General features: G+C 63.5%; 14 protein-coding genes, 1 tRNA gene and 1 pseudogene. 13 read left to right on the top strand and 3 right to left on the bottom strand.

Going from position 1 to position 14,745, the window contains the following annotated elements; translation table 11 throughout:
- Nucleotides 1-107: 107 nt before the first annotated feature.
- Nucleotides 108-197, bottom strand: a tRNA-Ser gene (locus tag EOB49_RS13135).
- A 409-nt stretch (nucleotides 198-606) separates the two neighbouring features.
- Here EOB49_RS13135 and EOB49_RS13140 point away from each other — a divergent pair.
- The 3 genes from EOB49_RS13140 to EOB49_RS13150 all read left to right on the top strand — a co-directional run bounded on the left by EOB49_RS13140 (nucleotide 607) and on the right by EOB49_RS13150 (nucleotide 2,361).
- Nucleotides 607-1,287 (top strand): 50S ribosomal protein L21, encoded by a 681-nt coding sequence (locus EOB49_RS13140; RefSeq protein ID WP_127381206.1) that lies wholly within the window; start codon nucleotides 607-609, stop codon nucleotides 1,285-1,287.
- Nucleotides 1,288-1,384: 97 nt separating this feature from the next.
- Entirely contained in the window at nucleotides 1,385-1,654 is a 270-nt protein-coding gene (gene rpmA, locus EOB49_RS13145; RefSeq protein ID WP_013529063.1) for a 50S ribosomal protein L27, read from the top strand.
- Between the two features lie 119 nt (nucleotides 1,655-1,773).
- Nucleotides 1,774-2,361: a GNAT family protein gene (locus EOB49_RS13150; RefSeq protein ID WP_164781666.1), complete on the top strand. Its 588-nt coding sequence runs from the start codon at nucleotides 1,774-1,776 to the stop codon at nucleotides 2,359-2,361.
- Nucleotides 2,362-2,538: 177 nt separating this feature from the next.
- Here the strand turns inward: EOB49_RS13150 and EOB49_RS13155 are convergent, their stop codons facing one another.
- The gene (locus EOB49_RS13155) at nucleotides 2,539-3,408 is read right to left on the bottom strand and encodes an endonuclease/exonuclease/phosphatase family protein (protein WP_127381208.1); all 870 of its coding nucleotides are present in this window, start codon (nucleotides 3,406-3,408) and stop codon (nucleotides 2,539-2,541) included.
- A 134-nt stretch (nucleotides 3,409-3,542) separates the two neighbouring features.
- Between EOB49_RS13155 and obgE the strand changes: the two genes are divergently transcribed.
- The 5 genes from obgE (at nucleotide 3,543) to EOB49_RS13180 (ending at nucleotide 9,068) form a co-directional block, all read left to right on the top strand.
- Nucleotides 3,543-4,574: a GTPase ObgE gene (gene obgE, locus EOB49_RS13160; RefSeq protein WP_127266818.1), complete on the top strand. Its 1,032-nt coding sequence runs from the start codon at nucleotides 3,543-3,545 to the stop codon at nucleotides 4,572-4,574.
- A 4-nt stretch (nucleotides 4,575-4,578) separates the two neighbouring features.
- Nucleotides 4,579-5,769, top strand: a complete 1,191-nt coding sequence (gene proB, locus EOB49_RS13165; RefSeq protein ID WP_127266817.1) for a glutamate 5-kinase — start codon at nucleotides 4,579-4,581, stop codon at nucleotides 5,767-5,769.
- 3 nt (nucleotides 5,770-5,772) lie between these two features.
- Nucleotides 5,773-7,059 carry a glutamate-5-semialdehyde dehydrogenase gene (locus EOB49_RS13170; RefSeq protein WP_127381209.1) on the top strand — a complete coding sequence of 429 codons (1,287 nt, stop codon included), beginning with the start codon at nucleotides 5,773-5,775 and terminating at the stop codon, nucleotides 7,057-7,059.
- A gap of 27 nt (nucleotides 7,060-7,086) precedes the next feature.
- The gene (locus tag EOB49_RS13175) at nucleotides 7,087-7,719 is read left to right on the top strand and encodes a nicotinate-nucleotide adenylyltransferase (protein ID WP_245466327.1); all 633 of its coding nucleotides are present in this window, start codon (nucleotides 7,087-7,089) and stop codon (nucleotides 7,717-7,719) included.
- A gap of 68 nt (nucleotides 7,720-7,787) precedes the next feature.
- Nucleotides 7,788-9,068: an MFS transporter gene (locus tag EOB49_RS13180; protein ID WP_127381210.1), complete on the top strand. Its 1,281-nt coding sequence runs from the start codon at nucleotides 7,788-7,790 to the stop codon at nucleotides 9,066-9,068.
- A gap of 9 nt (nucleotides 9,069-9,077) precedes the next feature.
- On the opposite strand, the pseudogene EOB49_RS13185 reads toward EOB49_RS13180, so the two are convergent.
- A pseudogene (locus tag EOB49_RS13185) lies at nucleotides 9,078-9,929 on the bottom strand (mechanosensitive ion channel domain-containing protein).
- Nucleotides 9,930-10,171: 242 nt separating this feature from the next.
- Between EOB49_RS13185 and rsfS the strand changes: the two are divergent.
- The 5 genes from rsfS to EOB49_RS13210 form a co-directional block, all read left to right on the top strand.
- Nucleotides 10,172-10,549 carry a ribosome silencing factor gene (gene rsfS, locus EOB49_RS13190; protein ID WP_013529073.1) on the top strand — a complete coding sequence of 126 codons (378 nt, stop codon included), beginning with the start codon at nucleotides 10,172-10,174 and terminating at the stop codon, nucleotides 10,547-10,549.
- A gap of 27 nt (nucleotides 10,550-10,576) precedes the next feature.
- On the top strand, nucleotides 10,577-11,059 hold the full coding sequence (rlmH, locus tag EOB49_RS13195; RefSeq protein ID WP_127381211.1) for a 23S rRNA (pseudouridine(1915)-N(3))-methyltransferase RlmH: 483 nt from the start codon (nucleotides 10,577-10,579) through the stop codon (nucleotides 11,057-11,059).
- Nucleotides 11,060-11,183: 124 nt separating this feature from the next.
- Nucleotides 11,184-12,521, top strand: coding sequence for a murein hydrolase activator EnvC (locus tag EOB49_RS13200; RefSeq protein WP_127267093.1), 1,338 nt, complete (start codon nucleotides 11,184-11,186; stop codon nucleotides 12,519-12,521).
- Nucleotides 12,522-13,853: a S41 family peptidase gene (locus EOB49_RS13205; protein WP_024502881.1), complete on the top strand. Its 1,332-nt coding sequence runs from the start codon at nucleotides 12,522-12,524 to the stop codon at nucleotides 13,851-13,853.
- Nucleotides 13,854-14,065: 212 nt separating this feature from the next.
- Nucleotides 14,066-14,745: divergent polysaccharide deacetylase family protein (locus EOB49_RS13210; protein WP_206526110.1), on the top strand; the 680-nt coding region annotated here is incomplete at its 3' end.

Here is a 14,745-nt window from a genome sequence, read left to right on the forward strand (position 1 = left end):
CTCTAATGTTACACAGTTTGTTACACAGTCTAAGATAAGTTTCGCTTCGCGCTGGTCAAGCGCAACAAGGAAGCTTTTGAAAGGAAACGATTATTATGGAAGCTAAATGGCGGAGAGGGAGGGATTCGAACCCCCGATGGGCTTGCACCCATGCCGCATTTCGAGTGCGGTGCATTCGACCACTCTGCCACCTCTCCGCGGTCATGGTCGGCCGTTGCCGGCGCGGCGCACTAGATAACGGCTGAACGGGCAGGTTACAAGGCCAATCCGTCAGTTATTTGGCTTGCTTGGCAAGCGGCGGATTCACGGGCTGCTGGGGTACAGCGAGACCCGAGGCAGATTGCCGACCAGTCACCCATCCTCAGCCCAGGCGGGGCAACGCCGTGGGCATGTCGGCACAGCCGGTCCGTGCCCGCCAATGACGGTCTCGGAAACGGCGCGGCTGGTTTGCCTTGACTCGCCCCCAACCTTCGGTTAGGGACAGCGCGCAATCGGCGTGGAGGGTTTTTCCGCGCCGCTTGTTTTTTGAACCCGCAGACTGACAAAAAGACGGCTGAACTGCCTCAGGCGGTTCATCAAGGCCGACCGAACAGCGAAAGGCAAAAAATGTTCGCAGTCATTAAAACGGGTGGCAAGCAGTATCGCGTTGCCGCCAACGATCTCCTGAAGATCGAAAAAGTCGAAGCCGCTGTCGGCGATATGGTCGAGATCGGCCACGTCCTTGCACATGGCGAAGGCGAGAATGTCACGTTCGGCGCGCCGTTCGTCGACGGCGCGGTGGTCACCGCCGAAGTCGTCGAACAGGGCAAGAACCGCACCGTCATCGCCTTCAAGAAGCGCCGCCGGCAGAATTCGCGCCGCAAGATCGGCCATCGCCAGCTTTTGACCACCGTGCGGATCTCCGAGATCCTGCTGGGTGGCGCCAAGCCGACGAAGACGGCATCGGTCAAGGCGCCGAAGAAGGTGAAGGCCGAGGCCGCCACCGAGATGCAGGCGGAAGCTGCGCCGAAGAAGGAGCCCAAGGCGAAGGCAGCCGAGACAAAGGCAGCCGAGACCGCGGCAGGGCCGCTGTTCAAGGCGCCGAAGGGTGAGCCGGACGATCTGACCGTGATCAAGGGCATCGGCCCGGTCGCAGCCAAGGATCTCAACGAGCAGGGCATCATCACCTTCGCGCAGCTCGCCAAGCTGACCGACAAGGATGTTGCCAAGATCGACGAGCACATGTCCTTCAGCGCCGACCAGATCAAGGACTGGCGCGAGCAGGCCAAGGAATTGGCTGCGAAGTAATTTTCTGGCGACCTGGTCGCCGGATCGGACTTGAAACGGAACGCGAACGCGTTCATAAGGCCTTTTAGGCGCCTTGCGGCGCAACGGAGTTAGTTAGATGGCACACAAGAAAGCTGGCGGCTCGTCGCGCAACGGTCGCGACTCGCATTCCAAGCGTCTGGGCGTGAAGAAGTTCGGCGGCGAAGCCGTCATCCCGGGCAACATCATCATTCGTCAACGCGGCACCACGTGGCATCCCGGCGTCAATGTCGGCATGGGCACGGACCATACGCTTTTTGCGCTCGAGACCGGCGCCGTGACGTTCAACAAAAAAGCCAACGGCCGAACCTACGTATCGGTCAACCCGATTGCCAAAGCCGCGGAGTAGCCGGTTCCGCACTAGAACACCGGCGCCCATCTCGGGACCGGTGTCTGGCAAAGCCAGGAAAAGGATCAGGGGAGATGGGTTTCCATCTCCCCTTTTTCTTGTGCCTGGAGGACTTTCAAATGGTTGCCGAAGCGGAAGACTCAGAAGACGAAAGTTACGCGATAGATTGTCCGGTGCTGGTCACCGAGCGGCTGGTGATGCGGGCGCCACACGAGGGCGATGTCGCGCAACTGGTCGAACTTGCCGACAACCGCCATGTCGCCGAAATGCTGGCCCGCATGCCGCACCCCTATGGCGAGCCCGAGGCGCGCTCTTTCCTGGCCATGACCAAGTCGCGCCGGGCCGGTATCGCTTATGCCCTGACGCTGGCCGGCACCGACACTTTCGTCGGCTGCGCCGGTCTCAACACCACCGATCGCGGGCTGGAGCTCGGTTACTGGATCGGCGAGCCGCACTGGAAGAAGGGCTATGCGACCGAGGCGGCACATGCGCTGGTCGATCTCGCCTTCCAGAGGACGTCGATCCAGGTTCTGCATGCCTCGACCCGGGTCATCAATCCGGCCTCGCGCCGCGTCATCCACAAATGCGGGTTCCAATATGCCGGCCAGGGCATGCTGAATTCGATTGTCGCCGGCCAGGTTCCGGTCGAGCGCTACCGGCTCGATCGCAAGACCTGGACGAGCCTGCGGAACTGGGTCCACTTTTGATGTGTGCCGTATTCAGGTGAGGCCGGCCTGCGAATGGCGGTTTCCTGCGCTTCCGGTGCTCGCGTACGAAAAGTACGCTCCGCTCCGGTTCTCGGAAGCCACTATTCTCGGCTCGGCCTGACCTGAATCTCGACTCACATCGGGTACGGCGCGAAACCAATGGGAGGCAAACCTGGATCAGCCCAGTTCGACCCAGACCGGCAGATGGTCCGAACCGTCCGCTTTCCGGTCAACCCACAGGCGCTGCAGGGATTTGGCGAGCGACGCGCTGGTGAAGATGTAGTCGATGCGCTTGTGGCGGCTGGGATCGGTGGGTTGCTTGGGATCGACCCAGCTGATGAGATCGTCGCCGGTGGCGTTCAGGCGCAAGGCGGCATCAACGGCGAAGTCGGCGGTCAGCGGCATGCCGAATTCATGATCCGGCCGGCCGGCGAGTTCGACATATTCGGGTGAGCCGGCCAACATGTTGAAATCGCCCATACCGACAAAGGCTTCGGGATGCGGCAATTCCGGCAGGCCGATCTCGGCGACGCCGGACAGCGCGCCACCTTCGAGCGCGTAGTTCAGCATGCGTTGGCGCAGGAACTGGATCTGGCTGGCGCGTTCGACGGGGCTGCGGTGATCGAGATGGATGGAATAGAAGCGGATGAAACCAAGCGGCGTCTCGATCAGCGCTTCCAGCGCGCCACGCTGGAAGTTCATCATCTCGAAGCTGCGGCTGCGCGGCAAAAGCAGGTTGCGCGACAGATGAATAGGTGTTTTCGACAGCACCATGTTGCCGAGCTGGAAGGTTTTCGTGACGGCACGGCCGTTGTCGATGTGCGAACCGATATTGGCCTCGAAATTGCTGCCATAGACGGCGAAATAGTCGGGCAGCGCCTCGCCGATCTCGGCGACCATGTCGCGGCCGCCATTCCGGGGATTGTTGCGGGTCACCTCCTGCAGAGCGATCACATCGGCGCCGCGCACGGCATCAGCGATGCGTCCGACATCGTACTGCCCGTCGAGGCCGATGCCGTACTGGATGTTGTAGGTTACAAGCTTCATTCCGGCATCTCTCCGGCCGATCCCGCGCGGCCATTGTCACAAAACGGCCTCGCCCTTCGCCGCGCCTTGGTTTAGAGCAAGGGCCAAGGTTTAGAGCAATGCCGCAAGGCCACTAGTAGAAACTGTACAATCCCATGAAATTTCTCGATCAAGCCAAGGTCTACATCCGCTCCGGTGACGGTGGCGCTGGTTCGGTGTCGTTCCGGCGCGAAAAGTTCATCGAGTTCGGCGGGCCGGACGGCGGTGATGGCGGCCGTGGCGGCGATGTCTGGCTGGAGGCCGTCGACGGGCTGAACACGCTGATAGACTACCGCTACCAGCAGCATTTCAAGGCCAAGACCGGCGTCCACGGCATGGGCCGCAACATGACCGGTGCCAAGGGCGCCGATGTCACGCTGAAGGTGCCGGCAGGAACGCAGGTGTTCGAAGAGGACAACGAGACGCTGATCTGCGATCTGACCGTGGTCGGCCAGCGCTTTCTGCTGGCCAAGGGCGGAAATGGCGGTTTCGGCAACCAGCATTTCAAGACATCGACCAACCAGGCGCCGCGCCGCGCCAATCCCGGCCTGCCGGGGCAGGAGCTCAACATCTGGCTGCGGCTGAAGCTGATCGCCGATGCCGGGCTGGTCGGGCTGCCCAATGCCGGCAAGTCGACATTCCTGGCGGCGGTCACCGCAGCCAAGCCGAAGATCGCCGACTATCCGTTCACGACGCTGCATCCCGGCCTCGGCGTTGCCCGCATCGACGCGCGCGAATTCGTCATCGCCGATATTCCGGGCCTCATCGAAGGCGCGCATGAGGGCGTCGGCATCGGGGACCGCTTCCTTGGCCATGTCGAGCGCACGCGTGTGCTGTTGCATCTGGTTTCGGCGCAGGAGGAAAATCCGGGCAAAGCCTACAAGACCGTCCGCGCGGAGCTCGAGGCCTATGGCAACGGCCTGACCGACAAGGTCGAGATTGTGGCACTTTCCCAGGTCGACACGCTCGACGCCGATGCGCGCAAGAAGAAAGTCGCCTCGCTGAAGCGTGCCGCCGGCCGCGCACCGATGCTGTTGTCGGCCGTCACCGGCGAAGGTGTCGAGGCGGTGCTGCGGGCGCTGATGTCGGTGGTGGCCGAGGCGCGTGCGCAGATCGCTGCGCCAGTCGAGACGCGCTGGGAAAAGTAGGACGATGCAGTCGCTGGGAAAATATCGGCGCATCACCGTCAAGATCGGCTCGGCGCTGCTCGTCGACCGCGCGACAGGCCTGAAGCGCGACTGGCTGGCCTCGCTCGCCGACGACATTGCGGCGCTGGCCAAGGGCGGCGCTGAAATCCTTGTCGTCTCGTCCGGCGCCATCGCGCTTGGCCGCACGATCCTTGGTCTCGGCAAGCGCGCCTTGAAGCTCGAAGAGAGCCAGGCCGCGGCAGCCGTCGGGCAGATCGCATTGGCCGGCGCGTGGTCGGATGCGCTCGGCAAGGGCAGCCTGAAATCGGGCCAGGTCCTGCTGACGCTCGGCGACACCGAGGAGCGCCGCCGCTATCTCAATGCGCGGGCAACGATCTCGACGCTGCTCAAGATGAAGGCGGTGCCGGTCATCAACGAAAACGACACGGTGGCGACGTCCGAAATCCGCTATGGCGACAATGACCGGCTGGCGGCTCGCGTCGCCACCATGATGGGTGCTGATCTTTTGGTGCTGCTCTCCGACATCGATGGCCTCTATACGGCGCCGCCGGCGCGTGACCCTCAGGCCAAATTCATTCCGGTGGTCGACCGCATCACGCCCGATATCGAGGCGATGGCGGGTGCGGCCGCTTCCGAGCTGTCGCGCGGCGGCATGCGCACGAAGCTCGATGCCGGCAAGATCGCCACCGCCGCCGGCACCGCGATGATCATCACGTCGGGCACGCGGTTGTCGCCGCTGATGGCGATCGAACGCGGCGAGCGCGCTACTTTCTTTCGGCCGAGCAGCAACCCGGTCAAGGGCTACAAGACCTGGATCGCCGGCCAGCTCGAACCGGCCGGCCGGCTTACGGTCGATGCCGGCGCCATCGGTGCGCTGCTGTCGGGCAAGTCGTTGCTGCCGGCCGGCGTCAAGCTGGTCAGCGGCAATTTCTCGCGCGGCGACACGGTGGCGATCCTGTCGCCCGAGGGCCGCGAGATCGCGCGCGGGCTGGTTGCCTACGATGCGGCCGATGCCGTAAGGATCGCGGGCCTGAAGACGACCGAGATCGAAACCGTGCTCGGCTACGAGGCGCGTTCGGCGATGATCCACCGCGACGACCTTGTGGTGAGCCATTCGGGTGACCAAGTACGGGCCGGCGACCAAACAGGGGCCGGTGACCAAGTCACGGTCGGTGGCGATGTAAGCGGAGGATGAGCCATGCTGAAACTGCATGAAAAATCCGGGGATGACACCGTAGCAACGATGGCCGATATCGGCTGTCGTGCCCGCGCTGCCGCCCGACCGCTGGCCATTGCCACGACCGCCGCCAAGAACGCCGCACTCCTCGCCATGGCAGAGGCGATCGTCGCTCGTGAGCAGGACATTCTCGACGCCAACGCCATCGATGTCTCGAACGGCCAGGAATCCGGGCTTTCCGCCTCCTTCATGGACCGGCTGAAGCTCGATCCGGCGCGCATTCGCGCCATGGCCGTCGGCATCAGGGAAATCGCCGCGCTACGGGATCCGGTTGGCGATGTGATGGCGCAATGGGACCGGCCGAACGGCCTGCATATCGAGCGCGTGCGCACGCCGCTCGGCGTCGTCGGCGTTATCTATGAGAGCCGCCCGAACGTCACCGCCGATGCCGGTGCGCTGTGCCTCAAGGCCGGCAATCCGGTGATCCTGCGTGGCGGCTCGGATTCGCTCAATTCATCGGCCGCCATCCATGCCTGTCTGGTCGAAGGGCTGAAGGAAGCCGGCCTGCCGGAAGACGCCATCCAGCTGGTGCCGACCACCGATCGCGCCGCCGTTGGCGAGATGCTGAAGGGCCTCGGCGGCACGCTGGATGTCATCATCCCGCGCGGCGGCAAAAGCCTCGTCGGGCGCGTGCAGGCTGAGGCACGGGTGCCGGTTTTCGCGCATCTCGAAGGCATCTGCCATCTCTACATCGACCGCTCGGCCGATCTCCACATGGCGGTGCGGATAGCCGTCAACGCCAAGATGCGGCGCACCGGCGTCTGCGGTGCCGCCGAGACGCTGCTGGTCGACCGGGCGGTTGCCTCCACCCATCTGGTGCCGATCCTCGACGCGCTTCGAGCGGCCGGCTGCGAAATCCATGCCGATGCCGACGTGCTGAAAGTGTTTTTCGATGCCAAGACGGCGATCGATGCCGACTGGGTGACCGAATATCTCGACGCCATCATCGCGGTGAAGCTGGTCGACGGCGTTGCCGGTGCCATCGAGCATATCGAGACGTTTTCCTCGCATCACACCGAGGCGATCGTCGCCGAGGACGCGCAAGCCGTCGAAAGATTCTTCAACGAGATCGATTCGGCGATCCTGCTGCACAACGCATCGACGCAGTTCGCCGATGGCGGTGAGTTCGGCATGGGCGCCGAGATCGGCATAGCCACCGGCAAGATGCATGCGCGCGGACCGGTCGGCGTCGAGCAACTGACCTCGTTCAAATACCGCGTGCGCGGGTCGGGACAGGTGAGGCCTTGAATCTTTTCGTTGTCAGAGCCTGAGGCAATGCTGGCATCTTCCGAACCGGCGGTACCCTCCCGTTACCTGAAGATGCCGCATGCCGAGAAAGGCCTCGCCGTCGGCCTGTTCGGCGGCTCGTTCAATCCGCCGCATGCCGGCCATGCGCTGGTCGCCGAGATCGCGCTCAGACGCCTGGCGCTCGACCAATTGTGGTGGATGGTCACGCCGGGCAATCCGCTGAAGAACACCAGGGAACTGGCGCCGCTCGGCGAACGGCTGCAGCTGTCGGAGCAGATCGCCAAGAACCCGAAGATCAAGGTCACCGCGTTCGAAGCCGCCCATCACGTCCGCTACACCGCCGACACGCTGGCGCTGGTCAAGGCGCGCAATCCCGGGGTCGACTACGTCTGGATCATGGGGGCGGATAGTTTGCGCGATTTCCACCGCTGGCAGCGCTGGCGCGAGATCGTTATGACCTTCCCGATCGCCGTCATCGACCGTCCGGGCGCGACGCTGTCGTTCCTGTCCTCCGTCGTCGCCAAGACCTTCGACTATGCCCGCATCGACGAGGGCGATGCGCCGCGGCTTGCCCGCATGAAAGCGCCGGCCTGGACCTTTATCCACGGCCCGCGCTCGTCGCTGTCATCAAGTGCGATCCGCAAGCTGGCGAAGGGGTGAGCCCGACCGCCCGCCCATGTCGCTTTTATCGCTCCCTTTGCCCGTTTCATGGGCAATCCTGAGCAGGCATGTCGATTCCCAGGAAAACCCGCAGCGAAGCCGAGCAGGCTGAGCCCACACCGCTGATCGCGATTGCCAGCGTCATCGTGTCGATGGCACTGATAGCCGTCGGCAACGGGCTGATGTTTGCCTATATCCCGGTTCGGCTCGGCGCCGAGGGTTTCGATCCGACCTGGGCCGGGCTGATCATCACCGGACTTTCGGCCGGCGGGCTGGCGGGCTGCATCCTGACCGGACCGCTGGTGCGAAGGGTCGGCCATGCCCGTGCCTTCATGGTGTTGTCGGCGCTGATCGCACTGGCCAACGCCGCTGTCGGCGCCGGGGTCCATCCGCTGCTGTGGATAGCCGCCCGCGCGCTCTACGGCTTTGCCATCTGCGGCCTGTTCATCGTCGCGCAGAGCTGGCTCAACGACGCCGTTGCCAACGCCATCCGCGGCCGGGTGATGGCTTTCTTCTACGTTGCCTATGTCGCCGGGCTCGGGGTCGGCTACGCGACGCTGGCGCTGGTCGATATCAGGACAGCGGATGCGCCGCTGATCGGCATCGTCTTCACGGCGCTATCGATCCTTCCCGTCGGGATGACCCGACTTGCCCAGCCGCCGGCACCGCAGGCGGCCTCGGTGGCGCTGCGCCGTGCCTGGCGGGTTTCACCGGTCGGCGTCGCCGGCATGCTTGCGGTCGGCGGCCTGTCAATGTCGATTGCGGGCTTCGCGCCGATCCACGCCACGGCCAAGGGCTACAGCCAGGCCGATGTGGCGCTGCTGCTTTCGGCGATGCCTCTCGGCACTCTGATCCTGCAGATCCCGCTTGGCTGGATTTCCGACCGAACCGACCGCCGCTATGTGCTGATCGCCGCATCCGCGCTCGCCATGGTTGCCGGCCTGTTTGCGCTCGGGTTCGATGGCGGCGCGTTGGCCGCGTTGGTTGTGATCTACATCGTGTGGGACGGCGCCTCGGAATCGATCTATTCGCTGGCCAGCGCACATGCCGCCGACCGCGCCGGCAAGGACGACATGGTGGCGCTGTCCAGTTCGCTTTTGTTTGCCTGGTCGTTGTCGGGTTTCGTCGTGCCCGGCATCGTGACGGCGCTTTCGGCCGTCTTCGGAACGCAGGCTTTCATCTATGTGGCTGTTCTCATCGCCGCAGCCTTCTGCCTGTTCGTGCTTCTGCGCGTGTTCACGACGCGTGCGGTCCCGGTCGGTGAAACCGGCAGTTTCGCACCGATGACGGCGCAGGCGCCTTTGCCGGTCGAACTTGCCTTCTCACCGGACGATGAGGGCCGGCACTGAGCCAACCGACTATTGCCGGCGGGCTTCGGGTTGGGGCGCTTCCGGCGGCGGCAGCGGGATCGATATGCCTTCGCTATCGAATTCCTGTTTGGCGCGCTTGGTGAGATCAGTCTGGGTGGCGAAGAAGTCCGCCGACGATGTCCAATAGCGCAAGGCAATCGAAACAGTGCTGTCACCCAATGTCGAGACGAAAGCGATCGGCGCCGGCTCACGTTTCACTCGCCGTTCGGCCGCGGCAGTGGCAAGCAAGGTTTTCTGCGCCCTGTCGATGTCATTCCAGGAGCCGATGGAGAGTGTGATGTCGCTGCGGCGTACGCCGTTGCGCGAGAAGTTGCGCACCGGCTGGTTCCACTACGTCGAGTTGGGCGCCAGGATGTAGACGCCGTCGGCGGTCCTGAGCTTGGTCGCGAACAGACCGATTTCCTCGATCGTGCCGGCGATCGAACCAACCTCGACGGATTCGCCGATGCGGAACGGCCGCAGCGCCAGAAGCATGATGCCGGCGGCGATGTTCTGCAGCGTGCCCTGCAACGCCAGACCGATGGCGAGGCCAATGGCACCGATCGCGGCAATGATCGAGGCCGTCTGCACGCCGAACTGGCCGAGCACCATGATGGTGACGAGGATCAGGATGGCGTAGCGGACGATCTTGGAGAAGAAATGCCGCAACGTGGCATCGAAACCATGGATATGGCCGAGACCGGCGAAGATCGAACGTTCGGCAAGACCGGCGACGATATAGCCGACAATCAAGAGGATGACGGCACCGATGGCCGAGAAGGAGTACGAAACAATCAGCGTGCTCAGTTGGGCAAGGCCAGCCTGGACGCTGAGAAAGGCGTTTTGCGGGTCGATCGGCATGGGGGAAATCCGGTTGGTCGGTGAGCCGATAACCCATGCGGGCGGTGAGGGTTCCGATCTTTTCCGGCGTGCAGCGGAACCACAAGAGCGACAATACGTTCGTGCGAGGCAGGGTCCCGTCTTGAAACTGTCAGGGAACTCTGCCTATCTAAGTGGTGTCACCTGCTTCAAGGGGTGATTTGGTTGTTCTTGCTGCGAAAGGAAATACACTGAGAACAGCACTGCGGAAGAAGGCCGATATCATGCCTTCGCCGGCCAGGATCAGCGTAGACGACGCCGTGTCCCGCGCCATCAAGACAGTCCTTGCCAGTCTGGAAGACTCCAAGGCCGAAAACATTGTCTCCATCGACATCCAGGGGAAATCGAGCCTCGGCGACTACATGGTCGTCGCTTCGGGCCGATCGCACCGTCATGTCGCGGCTGTCGCCGATCATCTTCTCAAAGCGATCAAGGATGCCGGTCTCGGCACCGCGCGCGTTGAGGGGCTGTCCGGCGCCGACTGGGTCCTGATCGATTCTGGCGACATCATCGTCCATGTCTTCCGCCCCGAAGTCCGCGAATTCTACAATCTCGAAAAGATGTGGCAGGCGCCGGACCTCGAGGAAGAAACGCTCCACTAAGTCGTTCGCGCGGCTTACAAGGCGAGGATGAAGATATCAGTTCATGCCGTGGGCCGGATGAAAGCCGGCCCCGAAAAGCTGCTTGCCGACCGCTATTTCGAGCGCTTCGCCAAGAGCGGCCCAGCCGTGGGGCTTGAATTTGGCGGCATTGCCGAGATTGCCGAGGGGCGCAGCCAGACCGCCAACGAGCGCCGGCGTGAGGAAGGCCAGAAGCTGCAGACGCAGTTGCAGCCCGGCATCGCTTTGATCCTGCTGGACGAACGCGGCAAAAGCTTTTCCTCGGAAGATTTCGCCGGGCGCCTCGGCCTGTTGCGTGACGGTGGCCGCAAGGCGCTGGTCATCGCCATCGGCGGCGCCGACGGTCACGATCAGTCGCTGCGCGACCAGGCCGAACTGGTGATGTCGTTCGGATTGTTGACATGGCCGCATCAGCTGGTGCGCGTGATGCTGGGAGAGCAGCTTTATCGGGCGGCCACCATCCTTTCGGGACATCCCTATCATTGCTCGTGAACCGGTGAATTGGTGCAGTACACCCGGATTTCCGCCCCAATGCCGAGGCAAGATTGCATCGAGTGGGCGGTTTCGAACATGGTTGATTGTTCGTTAACGAAGCCACGCATAGAGTCGGGCTTCAATGTCTGAAGACAGAAAATCAAGAACGGGCTCATGGCGCGCACGCTGCGGCATCGCGGTGGCGGTGCTTGTGCTGTCGCTGCATGCGGGGCGGGCGGAAAACACGCTCGACATGGCTCCCGATCCGGATCAGAGCCGGGCCGAATATGAACGGGTCTCGAAGGAGATCACGCTGTCGTCGGAACGATTGGCCAAACTCTCCGCCGATATCGCGACGATCAAGAAGGATCACGCCTCGATCACCGCCGCATTGATCCAGTCGGCGATGACCGAGCAGAAGCTCGGCCAGGACATCGAGGACATCGGCGCCCGGCTGGAAGGACTGAAGGGCCAGGAACAGAAGATCCGCGCCTCGCTGATGGCGCGGCGCGACGTTCTGGCCGAAGTGCTGGGCGCGCTGCAGCGCATGGGCCTCAACCCGCCGCCGGCGATCCTGGTCAAGCCCGAGGACGCGCTGTCGTCGGTGCGCAGCGCCATCCTGCTCGGCGCGGTGGTGCCGGAACTGCGCCAGCAGACCGATAGCCTGCTTGCCGATCTCAAGGAACAGACCAGGATCACGGCGTCGATCGAGGCCGAACGGGCGCGGCTGACGGCGGCGGTCGGCGACCAGACGGCGGAAAAGAAGCGGCTCGGCATGCTGCTGGAGGCCAAGCAGAAGCTCGAAGCCGACACGCAGACGCAAATGGCCGCCGAAAAGCAGCGATCCGAAGCGCTGGCGGCCAAGGCCGGCAGCCTGAAGGAGTTGATCGCGTCGCTCGAAGCGCAGGCCGACAAGAGCCGCAAGGCTGCCGATGCTGCCAAGGCCGCCGAGCAGAAGACGGCAAGCGGCGACAACACATCGGCGCCGGCGGAACTGGCGTCGCTGCCCGTTCCGGAAAGCAACCAACTTGCCGCCGCGGTGCCCTTTTCGGCCCTTCAGGGACAGATCGCGCTGCCGGTGACCGGCCGTATCAAGCGGCGATTCGGCGCCGATGACGGTAACGGCGCGGTGATGCTTGGCGACATGGTTGCGACACAATCGGGAGCCATCGTTACCGCGCCGGCGGATGGAAATGTGCTTTATGCGGGGCCGTTTCGCTCTTATGGTCAACTCTTGATCCTGAACGCAGGCGACGGCTATCATGTCGTTTTGGCGGGGATGAGCAGAATCAGCGTCGCGACCGGTCAATCAGTGCTTGCAGGAGAGCCGATCGGTGCGATGGGAGAGGCCCGGGTGGCGAGCACCTCGGTTTCGAAGAATGGAAATGCCACGCCGGAACTCTATGTCGAGTTCCGCAAGGATGGAAAACCCGTCGATCCGGCCCCATGGTGGGCGGACCGTTTTTCTGGAAGGACGTGAATAATGCGGAAACTGTCGCTTCTGTTTGCCGGTGCGCTGATGGGCGCGTCCGCCATGAGCCTGGTCTATGGCGCGCCCGGCTCGGCGGCGAACGCTGCAGGGTCGGAGACCTACAAGCAACTGGCGATCTTCGGCGATATCTTCGAGCGGGTGCGGGCACAGTATGTGACACCGCCCGACGACAAGTCGCTGGTCGAGAATGCCATCAACGGCATGCTGGCCTCGCTTGACCCGCACTCCTCCTACATGAATGCCGAGCAGGCGCAGGATATGCGCGTCCAGACCAAGGGCGAGTTCGGCGGCCTCGGCATCGAGGTCACCATGGAGAACGATCTGGTCAAGGTGATCACGCCGATCGACGACACGCCGGCCGCCAAGGCAGGCGTGCTGGCCGGCGACTACATCGCCAAGATCGACGGCGAAGAGGTTCGCGGTCTGACCCTCAACGATGCGGTCGACAAGATGCGCGGCCTGGTCAACACGCCGATCAAGCTGACCATCCTGCGCCAGGGCGCCGACAAGCCGATCGAACTGACGGTCGTGCGCGACATCATCAAGGTCAAGGCGGTCAAGTTCCGGGTGGAGAACGACATCGGCTACATGAAGATCACCTCCTTCACCGAAAAGACCTATGACGACCTCGAGAACGCCATCGACACCATCAAGAAGCAGATTCCCGACGACAAGCTGAAGGGCTACGTTCTGGATCTCCGCCTCAATCCGGGTGGCCTGCTCGACCAGGCGGTGAGCGTGTCCGATGCCTTCCTCAACCGCGGCGAGATCGTCTCGACGCGCGGCCGCGACCCCAAGGACGTCACCCGCTTCGACGCCAAGCCCAAGCAGGTCGACGACATCAACGGCAAGCCGATGATCGTCCTGGTCAATGGCGGTTCGGCCAGTGCGTCGGAAATCGTCGCCGGCGCGCTGCAGGACCTGCGCCGTGTCACGGTGGTCGGCACGCAGTCCTTCGGCAAGGGTTCGGTGCAGACCATCATTCCGCTCGGCGAGAATGGTGCGCTGCGGCTGACGACGGCGCTCTATTACACGCCGTCCGGCAAGTCGATCCAGGGCAAGGGTATCACTCCCGACATCAAGGTCGAACAGCCACTGCCGCCGGAACTGCAGGGCAGGGATCTGACACGTGGCGAATCCGATCTCAAGGGCCATATCAAGGGCGCCGACGAGAGCACGACGGGTTCGGGCTCGGCCGCCTATGTGCCGCCGGATCCGAAAGACGATCTGCAGCTCATCTATGCCGAGCAGCTGCTGCGTGGCCAGAAGACCGATCCGTCCTTCCCGCCCAATCCGCAAAAGGCGGTTCTCAACCAGTAAGGATCTGGAGCGGCGCACGCGCCGCCCCATCTTTCTGTTTGAGCCAGATGGAAGCAATGCGATGCTGCCGGGACCGAGAGGTTCCGGCAGTTTGATTCGGGGGGCGAGGCAAAGCTCCCGAGACATGGCGCGGGGTGCGCCGGGATTGATGAATTCGCGCATGTCTTTTCGAAGCGGCTTCGTCTTCGGAGCCATGTGCCCGGGGATTAGGCTTGGCTGATATCGGCAAGGACATCGAACGCCCGCTCGGACAGGCAGTCCGGTCGCCGCGCGCCGCCGGCAAGATCAAAGGCAGTGCGATCATGGCGACAGTGGCCGTGCTGGCGGTGGCCGGCGTCTCCGGCGCAATCGCGCTCAGGGAAAAGCCGTTTAGAAAGCCGCAAGAGGTTGCCGTTTCAACGCCGAAAGTGACCGCGGCGGCCGAGCCTGCCCCTGCGCCGCCCGCATCGACCCCGAAGCCGGAGGCGCCGGTCAAATCAGGCGGGCCGCAGATCATCCATGTGCAGACGGAGGAGGGCGATGGGCCGCCCAAGGCAGCGATCGTCATTCGCGATCCGTCGACTATCGGCCAGAACCTGAAGATCGCGCATATTCCAGACAAGGCGCTGATCGAGACCAGCGAGACCGGGCCGTTGCCGGTGCGCGCCACGGATGGCAGGCGGCCGTTCGACGTCTATGCGCGGCCCTGGTCGGGCGGGCGCGGCGCACGGGTGGCGATCGTCATCGGCGGGCTTTCGGTTTCGCAGACCGGCACCCAGGCGGCCATCGCCAAGCTGCCGGCGGAAGTGACGCTGGCTTTCGCGCCGCAAGGCAACAGCATCGGCCGCTGGATGCAGGCAGCCAGGCAGAGCGGCCACGAGATCGTCATGCAGGTGCCGCTCGAACCGTTCGA

Origin of the sequence: Mesorhizobium sp. M7A.F.Ca.MR.148.00.0.0, assembly GCF_003997735.1 — a bacterium.
In the GTDB taxonomy this organism is placed as follows: Bacteria; Pseudomonadota; Alphaproteobacteria; order Rhizobiales; family Rhizobiaceae; genus Mesorhizobium.

Excerpts from the sequence above, each read along its gene's own strand:
- EOB49_RS13200 (WP_127267093.1), top strand. The coding sequence starts at position 11,184 with ATGTCTGAAGACAGAAAATCAAGAACGGGCTCATGGCGCGCACGCTGC.
- EOB49_RS13150 (WP_164781666.1), top strand. The coding sequence starts at position 1,774 with ATGGTTGCCGAAGCGGAAGACTCAGAAGACGAAAGTTACGCGATAGAT.
- proB (WP_127266817.1), top strand. The coding sequence starts at position 4,579 with ATGCAGTCGCTGGGAAAATATCGGCGCATCACCGTCAAGATCGGCTCG.
- EOB49_RS13140 (WP_127381206.1), top strand. The coding sequence starts at position 607 with ATGTTCGCAGTCATTAAAACGGGTGGCAAGCAGTATCGCGTTGCCGCC.
- EOB49_RS13155 (WP_127381208.1), bottom strand. The coding sequence starts at position 3,408 with ATGAAGCTTGTAACCTACAACATCCAGTACGGCATCGGCCTCGACGGG.
- rlmH (WP_127381211.1), top strand. The coding sequence starts at position 10,577 with ATGAAGATATCAGTTCATGCCGTGGGCCGGATGAAAGCCGGCCCCGAA.
- obgE (WP_127266818.1), top strand. The coding sequence starts at position 3,543 with ATGAAATTTCTCGATCAAGCCAAGGTCTACATCCGCTCCGGTGACGGT.
- EOB49_RS13180 (WP_127381210.1), top strand. The coding sequence starts at position 7,788 with ATGTCGATTCCCAGGAAAACCCGCAGCGAAGCCGAGCAGGCTGAGCCC.
- EOB49_RS13170 (WP_127381209.1), top strand. The coding sequence starts at position 5,773 with ATGCTGAAACTGCATGAAAAATCCGGGGATGACACCGTAGCAACGATG.
- EOB49_RS13175 (WP_245466327.1), top strand. The coding sequence starts at position 7,087 with ATGCTGGCATCTTCCGAACCGGCGGTACCCTCCCGTTACCTGAAGATG.
- rsfS (WP_013529073.1), top strand. The coding sequence starts at position 10,172 with ATGCCTTCGCCGGCCAGGATCAGCGTAGACGACGCCGTGTCCCGCGCC.
- rpmA (WP_013529063.1), top strand. The coding sequence starts at position 1,385 with ATGGCACACAAGAAAGCTGGCGGCTCGTCGCGCAACGGTCGCGACTCG.